This window comes from Microlunatus spumicola, assembly GCF_039536445.1.
GTDB lineage: Bacteria > Actinomycetota > Actinomycetes > Propionibacteriales > Propionibacteriaceae > Microlunatus > Microlunatus spumicola.
On record NZ_BAAAYR010000004.1, the window covers coordinates 806,633 to 823,044 of the forward strand.

General features: G+C 74.3%; 16 protein-coding genes. 3 read left to right on the forward strand and 13 right to left on the reverse strand.

Going from position 1 to position 16,412, the window contains the following annotated elements; genetic code table 11:
• Positions 1-84: 84 nt before the first annotated feature.
• A complete protein-coding gene (locus ABD665_RS16700; RefSeq protein ID WP_204910072.1) occupies positions 85-1,071 on the reverse strand; it encodes a WYL domain-containing protein in 987 nt (328 codons plus the stop codon).
• Between the two features lie 73 nt (positions 1,072-1,144).
• On the opposite strand from ABD665_RS16700, the gene ABD665_RS16705 reads away from it, so the two are divergent.
• Positions 1,145-2,605 (forward strand): MFS transporter, encoded by a 1,461-nt coding sequence (locus ABD665_RS16705; protein ID WP_204910073.1) that lies wholly within the window; start codon positions 1,145-1,147, stop codon positions 2,603-2,605.
• 2 nt (positions 2,606-2,607) lie between these two features.
• Here the strand turns inward: ABD665_RS16705 and ABD665_RS16710 are convergent, their stop codons facing one another.
• The 5 genes from ABD665_RS16710 to ABD665_RS16730 all read right to left on the reverse strand — a co-directional run bounded on the left by ABD665_RS16710 (position 2,608) and on the right by ABD665_RS16730 (position 7,749).
• The gene (locus ABD665_RS16710; protein ID WP_204910074.1) at positions 2,608-4,263 is read right to left on the reverse strand and encodes a bifunctional uroporphyrinogen-III C-methyltransferase/uroporphyrinogen-III synthase; all 1,656 of its coding nucleotides are present in this window, start codon (positions 4,261-4,263) and stop codon (positions 2,608-2,610) included.
• Positions 4,260-5,321, reverse strand: a complete 1,062-nt coding sequence (gene hemC / locus ABD665_RS16715; protein ID WP_344742537.1) for a hydroxymethylbilane synthase — start codon at positions 5,319-5,321, stop codon at positions 4,260-4,262. Before hemC ends, ABD665_RS16710 begins: the two co-directional genes overlap by 4 nt.
• Positions 5,322-5,354: 33 nt before the next feature.
• Positions 5,355-6,626, reverse strand: coding sequence for a glutamyl-tRNA reductase (gene hemA / locus ABD665_RS16720; RefSeq protein WP_204910075.1), 1,272 nt, complete (start codon positions 6,624-6,626; stop codon positions 5,355-5,357).
• Positions 6,627-6,786: 160 nt separating this feature from the next.
• Complete coding sequence (locus ABD665_RS16725; RefSeq protein ID WP_344742538.1) at positions 6,787-7,464, reverse strand: redox-sensing transcriptional repressor Rex; 678 nt, start codon at positions 7,462-7,464, stop codon at positions 6,787-6,789.
• Positions 7,465-7,473: 9 nt separating this feature from the next.
• Positions 7,474-7,749: a glutaredoxin family protein gene (locus ABD665_RS16730; protein ID WP_204910076.1), complete on the reverse strand. Its 276-nt coding sequence runs from the start codon at positions 7,747-7,749 to the stop codon at positions 7,474-7,476.
• A gap of 48 nt (positions 7,750-7,797) precedes the next feature.
• Here ABD665_RS16730 and ABD665_RS16735 point away from each other — a divergent pair, with 48 nt between their 5' ends.
• Positions 7,798-8,685 (forward strand): HAD-IB family hydrolase, encoded by an 888-nt coding sequence (locus tag ABD665_RS16735; protein ID WP_204910077.1) that lies wholly within the window; start codon positions 7,798-7,800, stop codon positions 8,683-8,685.
• 150 nt (positions 8,686-8,835) lie between these two features.
• On the opposite strand, the gene ABD665_RS16740 is transcribed toward ABD665_RS16735, so the two are convergent.
• Both ABD665_RS16740 and ABD665_RS16745 read right to left on the reverse strand, forming a co-directional pair.
• Positions 8,836-9,156 (reverse strand): hypothetical protein, encoded by a 321-nt coding sequence (locus ABD665_RS16740; protein WP_204910078.1) that lies wholly within the window; start codon positions 9,154-9,156, stop codon positions 8,836-8,838.
• 107 nt (positions 9,157-9,263) lie between these two features.
• A complete protein-coding gene (locus ABD665_RS16745) occupies positions 9,264-9,365 on the reverse strand; it encodes a 30S ribosomal protein bS22 (protein ID WP_002550589.1) in 102 nt (33 codons plus the stop codon).
• 131 nt (positions 9,366-9,496) lie between these two features.
• Here ABD665_RS16745 and ABD665_RS16750 point away from each other — a divergent pair, with 131 nt between their 5' ends.
• Positions 9,497-12,580 (forward strand): glycoside hydrolase family 2 TIM barrel-domain containing protein, encoded by a 3,084-nt coding sequence (locus ABD665_RS16750; RefSeq protein WP_344742539.1) that lies wholly within the window; start codon positions 9,497-9,499, stop codon positions 12,578-12,580.
• Here the strand turns inward: ABD665_RS16750 and ABD665_RS16755 are convergent.
• From ABD665_RS16755 to proC, 5 genes are all read right to left on the reverse strand, one after another.
• A complete protein-coding gene (locus ABD665_RS16755; RefSeq protein WP_204910079.1) occupies positions 12,518-13,345 on the reverse strand; it encodes a cytochrome c oxidase assembly protein in 828 nt (275 codons plus the stop codon). The genes ABD665_RS16750 and ABD665_RS16755 overlap by 63 nt on opposite strands.
• The gene (locus ABD665_RS16760; protein WP_204910080.1) at positions 13,342-13,797 is read right to left on the reverse strand and encodes a DUF2243 domain-containing protein; all 456 of its coding nucleotides are present in this window, start codon (positions 13,795-13,797) and stop codon (positions 13,342-13,344) included. Before ABD665_RS16760 ends, ABD665_RS16755 begins: the two co-directional genes overlap by 4 nt.
• Positions 13,798-13,850: 53 nt before the next feature.
• On the reverse strand, positions 13,851-14,081 hold the full coding sequence (locus ABD665_RS16765; protein ID WP_204910081.1) for an excisionase family DNA-binding protein: 231 nt from the start codon (positions 14,079-14,081) through the stop codon (positions 13,851-13,853).
• Between the two features lie 283 nt (positions 14,082-14,364).
• Entirely contained in the window at positions 14,365-15,555 is a 1,191-nt protein-coding gene (locus tag ABD665_RS16770) for an acetoin utilization protein AcuC (protein WP_344742540.1), read from the reverse strand.
• Entirely contained in the window at positions 15,552-16,412 is an 861-nt protein-coding gene (proC, locus tag ABD665_RS16775) for a pyrroline-5-carboxylate reductase (RefSeq protein ID WP_344742541.1), read from the reverse strand. Before proC ends, ABD665_RS16770 begins: the two co-directional genes overlap by 4 nt.

The window sequence follows — 16,412 nt, forward strand, 5'->3', positions numbered from 1 at the left end:
CCAGCCGTCTCACAGCGCCTGTCGACGCCGACGCGACTATTCGAACGCTTGTTCACATCTGTGGACAACCCTGGGGACGTCGGTTCAGGTCGTGCGGAACCGGCTCGCGAGGGTGTGGCAGGCAGCCCGGAGCTCGGCGGGCTGCACGTCGGTGAGGTCGACGTCGAAGGTGGCCAGGATGCCGGCGATGCCGGCCCAGGACCACGCGCCGACGGTGATGCAGGTACGCCCCCCGTCGACCCGCTCGATTACCGAACCGCCCGGCGCCCAGCGGGCGACGACGTCGGCTGGCAGCTCGAGCACCGCACGCCCGAGGCACTGCCAGGCGGCGGGGGTGTCGCCGCGGTCGGGACTGCTTCGGACGAAGCGGGCGACGTCGCCGCCGGGAAGGGAGCGGCGTACGAACGGCTGGCCGGTGGGCGACAGCGGGTGGATCCGGTCGACCCGGAAGACCGCCCAGGCCCGGCGGTCGAGGTCGAAGGCGACGAGGTACCAGCGGCCGGCCCACAGCGCCAGGTGGTGGGGCTCCACGCGCAGCGGCGGTCGGAAGTCGGGGTCGTGGGGCTCCGGACGACTGCCGTCGGGCCGCAGGACGTCGTGACGCAGCACGTGGCTCCGACGCACGGCGTCGCCGACGGCGCTCAGCACGTCGGGCGCGATCGGCGGCGCCGAGAACTCCCACACGTTGCGGATCGTCGTGACCCTGGTGGCGTCGACCTGGGCCCGCAGCGGCGCGGGCATCACGCGCGCGAGCGTGGCGAGAGCCCGCTCGGCCGCCTCGCGGAGACCCAGCACCGAGGTGGGCGACGTCTGCAGGGCCAGGGAGACGGCAACCGCCTGCTCCCCGTCCAGCACGAGCGGGGGCAGACGGCTGCCGGCGCCGAGCCGGTAGGTCGAGTCGCGTCCACCGCTGGCGTGGACCGGGTAGCCGAGCTCGCGGAGCGTGTCGATGTCGCGCCCGAGGGTGCGGACGCTCACGCCGAGCCGTGCCGCGAGCGCGGGTCCGCTCCAGCGGTCGGCGGCCTGCAGCAGCGAGAGGAGCTCGAGCGAGCGTCCTGCCGTCCGCGCCATGCGTCGACCCCCTTCGGACGGAACCTCGTGAAGGACGACACCCCGTGTCCGGGTTGCCTCCGAGAGTGACCGTATGACCGCTTCCTCGCCGGCGCACGCCGGCTCCTCGCCCAGCTCTCCCCGCGCCGTGGTCGCCGTCGTCCTGGTGGCCGCCTTCATGGACCTCGTCGACGTGACGATCGTGGCCGTCGCCGCCCCGAGCATCCGCGCCTCCCTCGGCGCCTCGCCCTCCCAGGTGCAGTGGACGGTCGCCGCGTACGCCCTGTCGCTCGGCGCCGCGCTCGTCACCGGGGGCCGGCTCGGGGACGCGTACGGGCGACGGCGGGCGTTCCTGGGCGGGCTGGCGGTCTTCGTCGTGGCGTCCGCGGCCTGCGCGCTCGCCCCGACGGCCGGGGTGCTCGTCGCGACCCGTGTGGTCCAGGGGCTGGGAGCGGGGGTCATGGTGCCGCAGGTCTTCGGGATCATCCGTTCCTCCCTCGACCCACGGCAGACGGGCGCCGCGCTGGGGGCGTACGGGGCGGTGCAGGGCCTCGCGTCGATCGCCGGTCCGCTGCTCGGAGGACTGCTGGTGACGACGGACCTCCTCGGGCTGGGGTGGCGCACCGTGTTCTGGGTGAACGTGCCGATCGGCCTCGTCGCCCTCGCGATCGGGTGGCGGGTGCTGCCCGAGTCCCGCCAGCCCGGCCCCGGTCGCCTCGACCTGGTCGGGGCGGGACTGCTGGCGGGTTCGCTGGTGCTGGTGCTGCTGCCGCTCGTCCAGGGAGGAACCTGGGGCTGGCCGGTGTGGGGCTGGGTCCTGCTCCTCGCCGGCGTGGTCGGGCTGGCGGTCTTCCTCGGCGTCGAGCGCGGGCTCGTCGCCCGCGGCGCGCAGCCTGTCCTCGACCCTCGCCTGCTGGCGGACCGGGGGTTCAGCGGCGGGCTCGCGGCGTCGGCGACGTTCTTCGGGGGGATCGCGTCGTTCTTCCTCCTGCTGTCGGTCTACCTGCAGGAGGGCACCGGCCGCAGCGCGCTCACGACCGGCCTGGTCACCCTGCCGTACGCGCTGGGCTCGCTGGTCACGTCCGGGCTGGGGGTCGCGCTCGCGGCGCGGCACGGCCGCCGCCTGCTGATCACCGGCAGCCTGGTGATCGCCGCCTCGCACCTGGGCCTGTGGTGGGTGGTCGGGCACACCGACCGGCCGACGTGGTGGCAGGTCGGCGCACCGCTGCTCGTCGGCGGGCTCGGGCTCGGGCTCGCGGCCCCGCCGCTGGTCGACCTCGTCCTGGCGGCTGTCCCGCGACGCGCGGCCGGAGCCGCCGCTGGGGTGCTGTCCACCGTCAACCAGGTCGCGGGCGCACTGGGGGTCGCCGCGCTCGGCGCGCTCTTCTTCACCCGGGCGGGCCGTACGGGCGCGGAGGTCGGGCCGGGCCCGGCCTACGCCGAGGCGTTCGCGGCCGTGCTGCCCTGGCAGGTCGGGCTCTACGTCGTGGCGGCCGGCCTCATGACCCTGCTGCCGAGAGGGACGCAGCCACCCGGTGGGGTGGCTGCGTCCTGAGCTCAGACGCGGCGGGTCGGCGCCTTGCGCTGCGAGGGGCGCAGCACCGGCTCGCCGGCGGCGACCATGGCGTCGCGACGGTCCGCGGCGAAGGCCGCCAGCGCGTCGGCGAGGTCGACGACGGACGGCTTCGACGCGACGACGTCGACGCGCAGCCCGTGCTCCTCGCACGTCTTCTGCGTGGCAGGGCCGATCGCGGCGATGATCGTGCCGGGGTGCGGCTTGCCGGCGATGCCGACGAGGTTGCGCACCGTCGAGGACGACGTGAAGACGACGGCGTCGAACTTGCCGGTCTTGATCGCCTCGCGCACGGCGGCGGGCGGCGGGGCGGCCCGGACGGTGCGGTAGGCCGTGACGTCCTCGACCTCCCAGCCGAGCTCGATGAGCCCGGCGGCGAGCGTCTCGGTGGCGATGTCCGCACGCGGCAGGAAGACCCGGTTGATCGGGTCGAGGACCTCGTCGTACGGGGGGAACTCGGCGGCGAGGCCGGCGGCGGACTGCTCCTCGCGCGGCACCAGGTCGGGCTCGATGCCCCACGAGCGGAGGGCGGCGGCGGTGACGTCGCCGACGACGGCGACCTTGAGGCCCGAGAACGCCCGGGCGTCGAGGCCGTACTCCTCGAACTTCTCGCGGACGGCCTTGACGGCGTTCACCGAGGTGAACGCGATCCACTCGTAGCGGCCCTCGACGAGACCGCGGATCGCCTTGTCCATCTGCAGCGGGCTGCGCGGCGGCTCGACCGAGATGGTCGGCACCTCCTCGCTGTGCGCGCCGTACGTCCGCAGCCGCGCGACCATGGCCGAGGCCTGGTCCTTGGTCCGCGGGACGAGCACGCGCCAGCCGAAGAGCGGCTTGGTCTCGTACCAGCTGAGCTCGCCGCGCTGCTCGGCGGCGACGCCCATGATCACGTGGACCGGGTCGTTGCCGGGGGCCTCTGTGGCCGACACGGCGACGACGACCTCGTCGAGCAGGCAGGGCACGGTGACCTGGTTGGTGCTACCACCGTGCAGCGTCAGGACGACGTGGTCGTCACCGGGACGGCCCGCCGCGCGGGCGGCGTCGACGAGGGAGGAGAGGTGCCCGACCAGGGTGCTCACGACCACGGTCGCGGCGTTGCCCCAGGGTGCGGTGCTCACCTTGGTGAAGCGGCCGTCGGTCATCGACGCGAACTGCACCCCGCCGGCGTGCACCAGGTCGATGCCCGCGTACTCGGGGACGGCGGTCAGGCTGGAGACGCCCGGGACGACCTCGAAGTCGATGCCCCCGCGGACGCAGGCCGCGGCCTCGTCGGCCACCGCGTTGTCCCAGAAGGGGTCGCCGGTGACGAGGCGCACGACGCGCCCGCCGCCGGCCGCCTGCTTGAGGACGATGCGCGCCCGGGCGGACGGCGTGAGCGGCTTCTGCCCGTCGCCGAAGCCGAGGGTCGTGACCGACGCCTCGCTGCCGAGCGTGATCGCCGGGTGGCCGAGGATCTCGCGCTGACGGTCGTCGTCCAAGATCACGGCGCTCGCGTCGGCGAGCGCGGCGATCGCACCCAGGGTCAGAAGATCAGGATCGCCCGGTCCCGCACCCACGAAGATCACGCGGCCGCGGGTGGTCGACGAGCTCGCAGGGCTCGAGGCGGAGTCGGAAGAGGTGGGGACCGAGGTTGTGCTCACGTGGCTCTCTCGTGTCGGGCAGGCGCAGACCCGGCGCTCGTGCGCCGGACCTCGTCGGACAGCTCGTCGAGCACCGACCGGGCCAGGTCCGCACCGAGCTGCGCCGGGTCGGTGGTCGACCCGGAGACGGCGGTGCGTACCGGAGGCTGTTTGGTCAGTCCTGACAACGTGTCCAGCAACGTTCTTTCAACAACGGCCGACATAGTCAAATCGAAGGCGTTACCACGGCGACCGGTGACGCGGGCACGCACCCCCACCGGTGCGGTGCACCCGGCCTCGAGCGTCGCGAGGAAGGCGCGCTCCGCGCGGACCTCGGCGTGCGCGACCGCGTCGTCGAGCAGGGCGACGGCCTCGCGCGCGGGCCCGTCGAGGGAGCGCCGGATCTCGAGGGCCAGAGCACCCTGGCCGGGGGCCGGGAGCATCAGGGCCTCGTCGAGGATCTGCGACGGCAGCCCTTTGACAACGGTGTCCTCTTTGTCAGATCCCGACAAGTCGTCGCCCACGCCGAGGTAGCCCAGGCGCCGCAGCCCGGCCCCCGCCAGGACCACCGCGTCGAGCCCGCCACCACGGGCCAGCTCGATCCGCGTGTCCACGTTCCCGCGCACGGGCACGACCTCGAGGTGCCGGCCCTGCAGCCGGGCCCAGTCCTGCAGCTGGAGCGCCCGGCGGGGCGCGCCGGTGCCGACCCTGGCGCCGTCGGGGAGGTCGTCGAGCCGCGCGCCGACGAGGACGTCGCGGACGTCCTCGCGGACGGGGACGGCGATCACCTCAAGATCAGGTTCCGCCGCGGTGGGCAGGTCCTTGAGCGAGTGGACCGCGCAGTCGATCTTGTCGGCGCGCAGCGCCTCCCGGACCCCGAGCGCGAAGACCCCCGTGCCGCCGATCTCGGTCAGCAGCCGGAGGTCAAGATCACCGGAGGTGGTCACGCCGACGAACGAGGACCCGGCGCCCCGGGCGGCCAGCAGCCCCGCCACCAGGTCGACCTGGGCCCGGGCGAGCGGCGAGGTGCGTGCCCCCAGCCGGAGCACCGGCTGGTCTGCCGTCGACGGGTCGGTCATGACGGGCCTCATCCTGCCCGTTCGGGCGTCGCTCTAAACGTTCGTCTCGGGAGACATGACGGCGGCGACGGCCTGCGGGTCGAGCGCGAAGAGCTCCCGCAGCGCCGCGGCGTAGTCCAGCGCGTCCGGGTCGGCCGACAGCTCCTTCACCCGGACGGTGGGCGCGTGCAGCAGCTTGTCGGCGATGCGGCGCATCGTGCGGCCGACCTCGTCGCGCTCGTGGTCGTCCAGCCCCGGGACCCGCGCGTCGAGGCGCTTCATCTCCGCGGCGACGACCTGCGAGGCCATGCTGCGCAGCGCGACGACGGTCGGGGCGACCGCGGCCGCCCGGCGTACGCCGAGGAAGTCGCGGACCTCGGACCGGACGAGCTCACGGGCGGCCTCGACCTCGGGCGTCGCGGTCTCGGACCGCGTCGCGACCAGGAGGTCGAGGTTGACCAGGAGGATGCCGAGGCCCGTGACGTCGGCCGAGATGTCGGCGGGCAGCGCGAGGTCGACCGCGGCCGTGACCGGGGTGCCCACGAAGTCGGCGGCGTCGAGGTGCAGCGACCGCGCACCCGTGCAGGTGACGACCACGTCGGCCTCGTCGAGGGCGGCGGACAGCCGGCTGAGCGGCTCGGCCCGGCCCCCCACGGAGTCGGCGAGACGCTGGGCCCGCTCGAGCGTGCGGTTGACGCAGGTGACGTGCGCCCCGGCCGCGGCGGCCGTCCGCGCGGCCAGGCCGGCCATGGCGCCCGCGCCCACGACCAGCACCCGCCGGTCGACGAGGTCGCCCTGCGCCTCCACGAGGAGGTCGTACGCGGCCGTCACGAGCGAGCGGCCCGCCCCGGCGACGCCGGTCTCGGTCTGCACCCGCTTGCCGACGCGGATGGCCTGCTGGAACAGCGCGTTCAGGACGGTGCCGACGGTCCCCTGCTCCTGGCACACGACCAGCGCGCCGCGCACCTGCCCGAGGATCTGGCTCTCGCCCAGCACGACCGAGTCGAGGCCCGCGGCCAGCGAGAAGGCGTGCGCCACGGCCCCCTCGTCGAAGAACACGCGGGCCATGGCCCTCAGGTCCTCGACCGGCTCGCCCGCGAGGTCGGACAGCGCGAGGACGGCGTCGTCGAGGCCGCCGTGGAAGCGGGAGACCGACACCCACAGCTCGGTGCGGTTGCACGTCGAGAGCACCACGGCCTCGTCGATGTGCTCGCTGTCGACCAGCGTCTGCGCGAGCTTGCTCGCGGTCGCCGGGTCGAGCGCGAGGGCGGCGAGGCGCGCCATCGACGTCGAGCGGTGCGAGACGCTCACCGCGAGGATGCTCATGGGTGTTCTTCTCCGTCGGCTGGTCGGGTGGGTCGCCGCACGGGCGAACGCTCTGGAGCGCTCTCCCCGGTCGTCGGACGGCCCGGCGCGACGTCGCTGTCGGCCTCGCGGTGCACCAGGTCCAACGGCCCGGGACCCGCTGCTCTTCCGGTCGGGAGCACTAGATCTCCTCGACCTTGCGCTGCTCGTGGAAGGCCAGGATGGCGAGCTCCTGGCCGAGATCCACCTTGCGCACGTTGACTCCTTCGGGCACCGCGAGCGCGGTGGACGCGAAGTTGAGGATGCTGGTGACGCCCTGATACACGAGCCGGTCCGCCACGGCCTGGGCGGCCTCGGCCGGGGTCGCGATGACGCCGATCACGGCACCGGTGTTGCGGACGACCTCCTCGAGCTCGGCGAGGTCGGACACGACGAGGCCGGTGACCGTGGTCCCCACCAGGGTGGGCGCCGGGTCCACCAGCGCCACCACCCGGAAGCCGCGGGCCGCGAAGCCGGCGTAGTTGGCCAGGGCGGTGCCGAGGTGGCCGACCCCGACGATGACGACGGGCCACTCGGAGGCCGCGCCGATGTGGGTGGCGATCTGCCTCTGGAGCCGGGCGACGTCGTAGCCGACGCCCCGCGTGCCGTAGGTGCCGAGGCAGGACAGGTCCTTGCGCAGCTGCGACGGGCTCACCCCGGCCGCCTCCGCGAGCGCGGTGCTGCTCACCACCTCGACGTGCCCGTCGAACAGCCGGCCGAGCGCCTGGTGGTAGATCGGGAGCCTCGCGACCGTCGCGTCGGGGACGCCCCGCGCGGGTCGGGTACCCGCGCCGGCGCCCGGCAGCAGGTCCGAGATCACCGGCCCACCCTACCGGCGGGGACGCGCCAGGGCTGTGCGGAGACGGGCGGGGTCCACCCGCCAGTAGTCGTGCTGGGCCCCGTCGACGAAGGTCACCGGGACCTCGTCGGTGTAGCGCCGGCGGAGCTCCGGGTCGTCGGCCGCCGCGGCGTCGAGGTCGACCTCCTCGTACGCCTCCCCCAGCTCCGCGCACACCTGCTCGACGACCGTCCGGGCCTCGTCGCAGAGGTGGCAGCCGGGGCGCGTGAGCAGCCGGACACGAGGGGCGTCGGGGGTGCGGTCCACGGGTGGAGTCTCCCACCGCTCCCGCCTGCCGCCCCTAGGCTGAGCGTCGTGCCAACGTCGGAGCCCGTCACGCCGGTCGCGCACGAGTCCCTCCCGCACGGGGCCGGCGCCGTACGCCTCGAGGGCACCGACACGCGACCGGGCGACCGGATCCAGCCCGACCCGCTCGCCGCCGCCTTCTTCGACCTCGACAACACGATCGTCCAGGGCGCGTCGATCTTCCACTTCGCCAAGGGCATGTACCGCCGGGGCTTCTTCGACGCCCGGACGATCGTCAAGGCGCTGTGGTTCCAGACCTACTTCCGGGCCGCGGGCAAGGAGAAGGCCGCGCACGTCGCCGACGCCCGCGAGACCATGCTCTCCTTCATCGCCGGGCACACCGTGGCCGAGATCACTCAGGTCGGCGAGGAGGTCTACGAGGAGTCGGTCGCCCAGCGGATCTGGCCCGGCACCCGGGCGATCGCGCAGCTGCACCTCGACGCCGGGCAGCAGGTCTGGCTGGTCACCGCCGCCCCGGTCGAGATGGCCGGCATCATCGCCTCCCGCCTCGGCCTGACCGGCGCGCTCGGCACGACCGCCGAGCACGAGGACGGGGTCTACACCGGACGCCTGGTCGGCGACATGCTGCACGGGCCGGCGAAGGCGCTCGCGGTGCGCGACCTCGCGCTCGAGCACGGGCTCGACCTGGCCCGCAGCTTCGCCTACTCGGACTCCTACAACGACCTGCCGATGCTCTCGCTCGTCGGCCACCCCTGCGCGATCAACCCGGACCGCCGCCTCTCGGCGCACGCGGAGGAGCAGGACTGGCAGGTGCGCGACTTCCGTACGGGCCGGCGCGCCGCCCGGCTGGGCCTGCTCGGCGCGGGAGGTGCGGGGGCCCTGGCGGGCGCGGTCGCGGCCGGCGTCGCCGTGACGCGCTACCTGCGCCGCGACTGACCTCTGCCTGACGCCCTTGAGGCCTCCACCCCGGCTCCGCGCGCGAGTGGCGCCAGCGGGTACGCGACACGCCGTGAGCGCGAGTCGGTTGGCGCCACTCGCGCGCAGGGGGGGAGGGAGAGGGCCTCAGGGATGCTCAGGGGGCGTGCGTCAGGCCGCGCGCCGGGCGCCGCGTCGGGCCGTGCGCACGATCAGCAGGACGGCGATCGCGAGGTAGAGGAGGTAGGCGAGCAGCCCGAGCACGCCCATGGCCTCGGCCGGTCCGGGCCGGCCGACGAGTCCGACCACGAGGACGGCGACGCCGAGCAGCACGAGCGCGCCGGAGCCGACGAAGACGAAGCCCTGGACCTGCTCGAGGTCGAACGCACCCGGCGGAGCAGGGCTCGGCCCGGTCGCGCGGACGCGTAGCCACACGACGCCGGCGGCGAAGATCGCCGTCACGACGAGGAGCAGGGCGAGCGGTCCGTACACGGTGCTCAGACGATCACGGGGACGTGACCTCGGCGCCCCACGCCCCACGACGGGCCCGCTCGCTCGCGCTGGCGGGACCCGTCATGAGGGGGACGAAACCTGACGCGCTACTTGCCGGCGCGGCGACGCTGGATGCGCGTCTTCTTCAGGAGCTTGCGGTGCTTCTTCTTCGCCATGCGCTTACGACGCTTCTTGATGACCGAACCCACGGGTGACCCTCTTCTCGTTACCGAGACAGCCTGGCCCCGGACTACGTGTTCTGACAGCCCCGGAAGAGTACCCGGATCGCGCGCAACGGTCACCTCGAGACCGAGGAGCGGCGAGCACTAGGTTCGGACCCGTGGACGACCGCGGCTCGGACGACGACCTGACCTACCTCGAGGACACCGGTCCGGGGACCGGACGACGCAGCCCGGCGCGGGCCTGGGTGGAGACCGACGCGCCGGTCCTGAGCCTGGACGGCGACTGGCGGTTCCGCTGGTCCGCCTCCCCCGTCGGGCTCGGCACCGCCTTCGCCGACCCGGGCTTCGACGACACCGGCTGGGACACGCTGCCCGTCCCGTCCCACTGGGTCCTGCACGGCGACCCCTCCGGCGAGCGCCGCTACGGGGCGCCGATCTACACGAACGTGCAGTACCCCTTCCCGCTCGACCCGCCGCACGTGCCCGACAAGAACCCCACGGGCGACCACCGCCGGACGTTCGAGGCGCCGGGCTGGGTCGGCGACCCGGAGCAGGCGGGCACGCGCACGCTGCTGCGCCTCGACGGCGTCGAGTCGCTCTACCGGGTCTGGCTCAACGGCACCGAGATCGGCGTCGGGCGCGGCAGCCGGCTGGTGCAGGAGCTCGACGTGACCGACGCGCTGCGGCCCGGCACCAACGTGCTCGCCGCCCGCGTCCACCAGTGGTCGGCGGCCAGCTACGTCGAGGACCAGGACCAGTGGTGGCTGCCCGGGATCTTCCGGTCGGTCACCCTGCTCGCGCGTCCGGTCGGCAGCCTGGACGACGTGTGGCTGGCGACGGCGTACGCGCCCGTGGGCCGCACCGGCGGACGCGGGACGCTCGACCCGCGGCTGGTGGCCGGGCCCGAGGCCTTCCCGGTGACCGTGCGCGTGCCCGAGCTGGGCGTCGAGGAGACGTTCGCGGACGCGGCCGCGCTCGACCGGCTGGAGGGCGGGCTGGACGTCGGCGAGGTCGAGCCCTGGACAGCCGAGTCGCCGCGCCTCTACGCCGCGACGGTGAGCTCCGCCGGGGAGACGGTGAGCCTGCGCGTCGGGTTCCGTGACGTCGTCGTCGAGGGCGACCGGCTGCTGGTGAACGGCGACCGGCTGGTGTTCCGCGGCATGAACCGGCACGAGACGCACCCGGAGCGCGGCCGGGTCTTCGACGAGGCGTTCGCCCGCGAAGCCCTGCTGGCCATGAAGCGGGCCGGGGTGAACGCCGTCCGGACCAGCCACTACCCGCCGCACCCGCGGGTGCTCGACCTGCTCGACGAGCTCGGCTTCTGGACCGTGCTCGAGTGCGATCTGGAAACGCACGGCTTCGTGTTCGCCGACTGGGCCGGGAACCCGAGCGACGACCCCGCCTGGGCGGACGCCTACCTCGACCGCATCGAGCGCACCGTCGAGCGCGACAAGAACCACGCCAGCGTCGTCGTCTGGTCGCTCGGCAACGAGGCCGGCACCGGCCGGAACCTCGCCGCCATGGCCGACTGGGTGCACCGCCGCGACCCGAGCCGCCCGGTCCACTACGAGGGCGACCACAGCTGCAGCTACACCGACCTCTACTCGCGCATGTACCCGAACTACGCCGAGACGGAGGCCATCGGGTCCGACACCGGCTTCGTCGGCGAGGTGACCCTGCCAGGGGACGCCGTCCGCATCCGGCAGCGGCCGGCCGTGCTCTGCGAGTACGTCCACGCCATGGGCAACGGGCCGGGCGGCGTCCGCACCTACGACGACCTCTTCGAGGCGCACCCGCGCCTGCACGGCGGCTTCGTGTGGGAGTGGCGCGACCACGGCCTGCTCGCCCGGGCGGCCGACGGCACGGAGTTCTACGCGTACGGCGGCGACTTCGGCGAGGTCGTGCACGACGGCAACTTCGTCATGGACGGCATGGTCCTGCCCGACGGCACGCCCACGCCCGGGCTCGCGGAGTGGAGCGCGGTCAACGCCCCCGTACGCCTGGAGTGCGTGGGCTCGACGCTGCTCGTGCGCAACCGCCAGCACTCGGCGTCGACCGACGGGCTGCGGTTCGTCGCGGTGCGCGAGGTGGACGGCGTGCCCGGCGCACCCGTGCGGATCGACGCCATGCCGGTGGAGGCCGGCGAGACCGGCCGGCTGGCGCTCCCGACCGCGCTCCTCGAGCCGGCCGGGACCGGCGAGACGTGGCTGCAGGTCCGGGCCGAGCTGGCCCACGACACACCCTGGGCGCCCGCCGGGCACGTCGTCGCCCGGGCGCAGCACGACCTGACGCCCGCTCGACCCCGGCCCACGGCCACGCCCCGGCGCGCGGCCCCGTTGGTCCCCGCCGACCGCTCGGGCACCCTCCGCCTCGGACCCGCGGAGCTGGACCTCCGCACCGGCCTGCTCACCCGGGTCGGCGACCTGGCCGTCTCCGGTCCGCGGCTCGAGCTGTGGCGCGGGCCGACCGACAACGACCGCAGCGGCGAGCGGGGCTCGTACGAGCTCGCGAACCCCGAGGACACCCTCGGCGAGGGCGCACCCGGGCCCTCCTCCGACGCGCGGTGGCGCGAGCGCGGGCTCGACCGCCTGGTGCACCGCGTGACGTCGGTCGAGGTGGGCGGGTCCGACGAGCCCGCGGCGGTCGTGCGGATGCGGGTCGGCGCGGCCCGGCAGCGGCTCGGGGTCGACGTGACCTACCGCTACGACGTCCACGAGGACGCCGTCGGCCTGCGCGTGGAGGTGCAGCCCGACCCGGCCTGGGACTGCACCTGGCCCAGGGTCGGCGTCCGGCTCGACCTGCCGGCCGGTCTCGACCGTGCGGAGTGGTTCGGCACCGGGCCCGACGAGAGCTACCCGGACACGCACGACGCGGCGTACGTGGGGCGGTTCGCGGCGGACCTCGCCGGCCTGGACGTCCGCTACTCGCGCCCGCAGGAGACCGGGCACCGGGCGGAGCTGCGGGAGCTGGTCGTGCGCGACGCCGACGCGGCCCGCCTCGTCGTGCGGACGCGGCCGGCCGTTGACGGGCACCGTGCGGGGTTCACGCTCACGCCCTGGACGCCGCAACAGCTCGACGCGGCCCGGCACCCGTACGAGCTGCCGGCGCCGGAGGCGACGTTCCTGTTCCTCGACGACGCCGTGCACGGGATCGGGAGCCGCGCGTGCGGGATGGACGTGCTACCCGAGCACGCCCTCTGGCCGGGTGCGCGGGCGTTCGAGGTCGAGCTGTCGCTGCCCTGACCCGACCCCGCGGGGCCGGGTGCGGCGGTACCAGCGGGCGCACACGAGCACGGCCAGCGCCAGGTCGACGGCGTCGCCGCCGTAGTACATGACCAGCGCACCGCGCTGCTCGTCGAGCAGGTCGGGACCGCCGGCGAGCGCGTAGAGCCGCTTGGCCAGCACGTCGTGCGCGGCGAGCGCGAGCACCAGCACGACGAGCAGGTGCCGCGTGCCGCGCCGGTGCGGCAGCGGGTCGGGACCCACCAGCACCGCGGTGAAGAGGTAGCCGGCCAGCAGGACGTGCGCGTGCACGAGGACCTCGAGTGCCGGGTAGACGTGCGCAAGGCCGAGCAGCGGGGTCCCGTAGACGAGCCAGAGGCCGCCGACGTCCAGCAGGGCCGCGACGGCGGGTTCGGTGAGGACGCGCAGCGGGCGGCTCCGCAGCAGCCGCACGAGCCGCCGGCCCGAGGCGGCGGCCAGCGCCCGCAGCAGGAGCGTCACGGGAGCGCCGAGGACCAGCAGGAGCGGCGCGAGCATCCCGAGCAGCACGTGACCGGCCATGTGCGCCGTCCAGCTCGTCATCGCCGCGTGGCGCAGCGGACCGGTCACCGCCGCCACGGCCAGCAGGCAGCCGACGACCCAGACCACGCTCCGCGCGACCGGCCACGCACGGCCCCGATCCCGGGCCCGAACGACGAGGGCGGCGTAGCCGAGGACGGCCAGGACCGCGACCACCGCACCGACGACCGCCAGGACGTCGACCTCCGTGCCGTCGTGGTGGTTCACGGCGCGGCCGTCCGGGGCGCGCCGGGACGAAGCGTCAGCACGGCACCCGCGACGACGAGGAGCGCGGCCACGACGTTCCAGGTGAGGTCGTAGGGCAGCAGGTCGACGCCGTAGCGGATCTGGTGCAGCCCGAAGACCTTGTGCTGGACGAGTCCGTCGTAGAGCTGGAACCCTCCGGCGCCGAGCAGCACGCCCCCCACCCACCGACGCACGACCAGCGCACGGTGGCGCCGCAGGTCGGCGAGCAGGAACAGCCCGCTCACCACGGCGACGAAGCCGAAGGCGTGGAACAGCCCGTCGGACACGAGCCCGACGTCGGTCGTCGAGCGGTCGTAGAAGTGGTGCCAGTGCAGCAGCTGGTGGAACACCGTCTCGTCGACGAACGCGATCAGCCCGAGGCCCGCGAGGACTCCGGACCAGGTGCTGCGGGCGGGTGGCGCGGGGCTGGGCAAGGGGGACCTCCGGTCCGGGGACGACCCCTCTTCCCTACCCCGCTCCGGGTCGCCTAGCCCGTCTCGTAGAAGGACTCCTTGAGGTACGCGTCGACGGCCGACTCCTTGACGCGGAAGCTGCGCCCGAAGCGCACGGCCTCCAGCTCGCCGCCGTGGATGAGGCGGTAGACGCTCATCTTGGAGACCCGCATCACCGCCGCCACCTCGGCGACGGTGAGGAAGTTGACGTTCGACAGGTTGCCGCCGATCGGCCTGACACCGCTCGGGGTCGGCTTGTCCACCATGCTCTTGTGCTCGTTTCTGTGCCGTCGGCGCCGGGCTTCCCCTCCGGCGTCACGCGAACACTGGTGTGAGAGTAGTGGTAATCGATGCTCCTGGTACAGGCTCCTCACAGGAAAATCTTCGACACGCCGCCCCTGGTCCTTGACCTGAACCAGAGGTCGACACTCGGTCAGACCGAGGTCGTAGAAGCGGCCGTCGGAAGAGGTCGCCGGGGCATTGCCCGGCGCCTACGGCAGAGCCTCCGGGCGCCGACGTCGAGGCGCGGGCGCGAGGAGGAGGACCCGCTCAAAAACCGGGGTCGAGGCCCAGCTCGGGGAAGACGGCGCGACGGGTGGCCATGATCGCCTGGTCCAGCCGGCTGTCGGGCGAGAAGCCGTCGTCGAAGCGCCGGAACGACACCTCGACCCCGTCGCCCATCGTCTCGGGGGCGTACTCGCCGATGCTGTCGCGCCAGGCCTGCGGGGTGGGCGTGGTCGGGTCGAGCGGGCTCCCGCCCACCACGGCGAGCAGGTGCGTCCACGCGCGCGGCACCACGTGCAGGACCGCGTAGCCGCCACCGCCGGTCGAGACCCAGCGGCCCTCGCAGAGCTCGTCGGCCAGGGCCGCGAGCGCCATGTAGGACGTGCGCTGCCCGTCGAGCGACAGGTCGAGGTCGGCGAGCGGGTCGTGGCTGTGCGAGTCGCACCCGTGCTGGGTGACGAGGACCTGCGGGCGGTGCGCAGCGAGGACCTGGGGCACGATCGCGTCGAACGCGCGCAGCCAGCCCGAGTCGCCGGTGCCGGGCGGGAGGGCGACGTTCACGGCCGATCCCGGGGCGTTCGGCCCGCCGGTCTCGGTCGCGTAGCCGGTCCCCGGGAACAGGCACACGGGCGTCTCGTGCAGGCTCACCGTCATGACGCGGGGGTCGTCCCAGAAGACCTTCTGGACGCCGTCGCCGTGGTGCACGTCGACGTCCACGTACGCGACCCGCTCGACCCCGTGGTCGAGCAGCCACTGGATGGCGACGGCGAGGTCGTTGTAGACGCAGAAGCCGCTGGTGCGGTCGGGCATCGCGTGGTGCAGGCCGCCGGCGACGTTGGCCGCGCGGCGCGTCCGGCCCTCCCAGACCTGGCGGGCCGCCTCGACGGTCGCGGTCACGACCTGCGAGGACACCTCGTGCATGCCGTGGAACACCGGGTTGTCGCTCGTGCCGAGGCCGTAGCGCTCGTCGGCGACACCACGACGCACGGCCTCGACGTAGTCGGGCGTGTGGACCGTCGCGAGCAGCGCGTCGTCCGCCGGCGGGGGCGGGACGATCTCGAGGTGGTCGAGCACGCCGAGGTCACCCGCGAGGGCGACGGCGTCCCGTACGCGGCCCGGCGACATGGCGTGGTCGACGCCGAAGTCGTAGCCGGTGAGCGCCTCGGAGTAGACGAGGACGGGCCGGCCCTCGGGCTGCTCGGTGCTCGGGCTGGTGGCTCCCACGGTGCTCGTCACGGCGTGACCTGCTGCTCCCGTGCGGCCGCGGCCAGCGCTCGGCTGCGGTCGCGCGCCGCCTCCATCGCGCTCAGGAACGCGGCCCGCACCTTGTGGTCCTCGAGCTCGCGCAACGCGGCCGCGGTGGTGCCGCCGGGCGAGGTGACGCGCTCGCGCAGGACGGTCGGGTGCTCGCCGCTCTCGCGGAGCAGCTTCGCCGAGCCGAGCATCGTCTGCACCACCAGCTCGGTGCTCACGTCGCGCGGCAGCCCGAGGTGGACGCCGGCCTCGATCATGGCCTCGACGACGAAGAACAGGTAGGCCGGACCGGACCCGGAGATCGCCGTGACGGCGTCCAGGTAGTGCTCCGGCACGACGGCCACCCGGCCGGTGGCGGAGAGGATGTCGCGAACCCGCTCGAGGTGCTCGCCGGTCGCGGCCGACCCTGCGGCGATCGCGGCCATGCCCTCGTCGACCTGCGCCGGGGTGTTCGCCATGACGCGGACGACCGGCTGGCCGGCGGGCAGGCCCGCCTCCAGGGTCCCGGTGTCGACGCCGGCCGCGAGCGAGACGACGAGCGCCCCGGCGGCCAGCGCGGGTGCGATCTCGGCGAGCAGGCCGCGCATGTCCTGCGGCTTGACCACGAGCACCACCGTCTCGGCCCCGGCGACGGCGTCGAGGTTGCTCGTCATGGTGATCCCGTACGCGGCCTCCAGCTCGGCGGCGCGTTCCGGGCGCCGGTCGGTGGCGACGAGGTCGGACGGGTCCCAGCCCGCCCGGACCAGGCCGGACAGCACGGTCTCCCCCATCACGCCGGCGCCCAGCAGGGCGAGCCGGCTGCGGTGCGGGACCCGCACGTCCTCCTCGACCGTGGTCAC

Bases quoted from the DNA above. Each gene is read 5' to 3' on its own strand.
- ABD665_RS16700 (WP_204910072.1), bottom strand. From the start codon at position 1,071: ATGGCGCGGACGGCAGGACGCTCGCTCGAGCTCCTCTCGCTGCTGCAG.
- ABD665_RS16705 (WP_204910073.1), top strand. From the start codon at position 1,145: ATGACCGCTTCCTCGCCGGCGCACGCCGGCTCCTCGCCCAGCTCTCCC.
- hemC (WP_344742537.1), bottom strand. From the start codon at position 5,321: ATGACCGACCCGTCGACGGCAGACCAGCCGGTGCTCCGGCTGGGGGCA.
- hemA (WP_204910075.1), bottom strand. From the start codon at position 6,626: ATGAGCATCCTCGCGGTGAGCGTCTCGCACCGCTCGACGTCGATGGCG.
- ABD665_RS16765 (WP_204910081.1), bottom strand. From the start codon at position 14,081: ATGGTGGACAAGCCGACCCCGAGCGGTGTCAGGCCGATCGGCGGCAAC.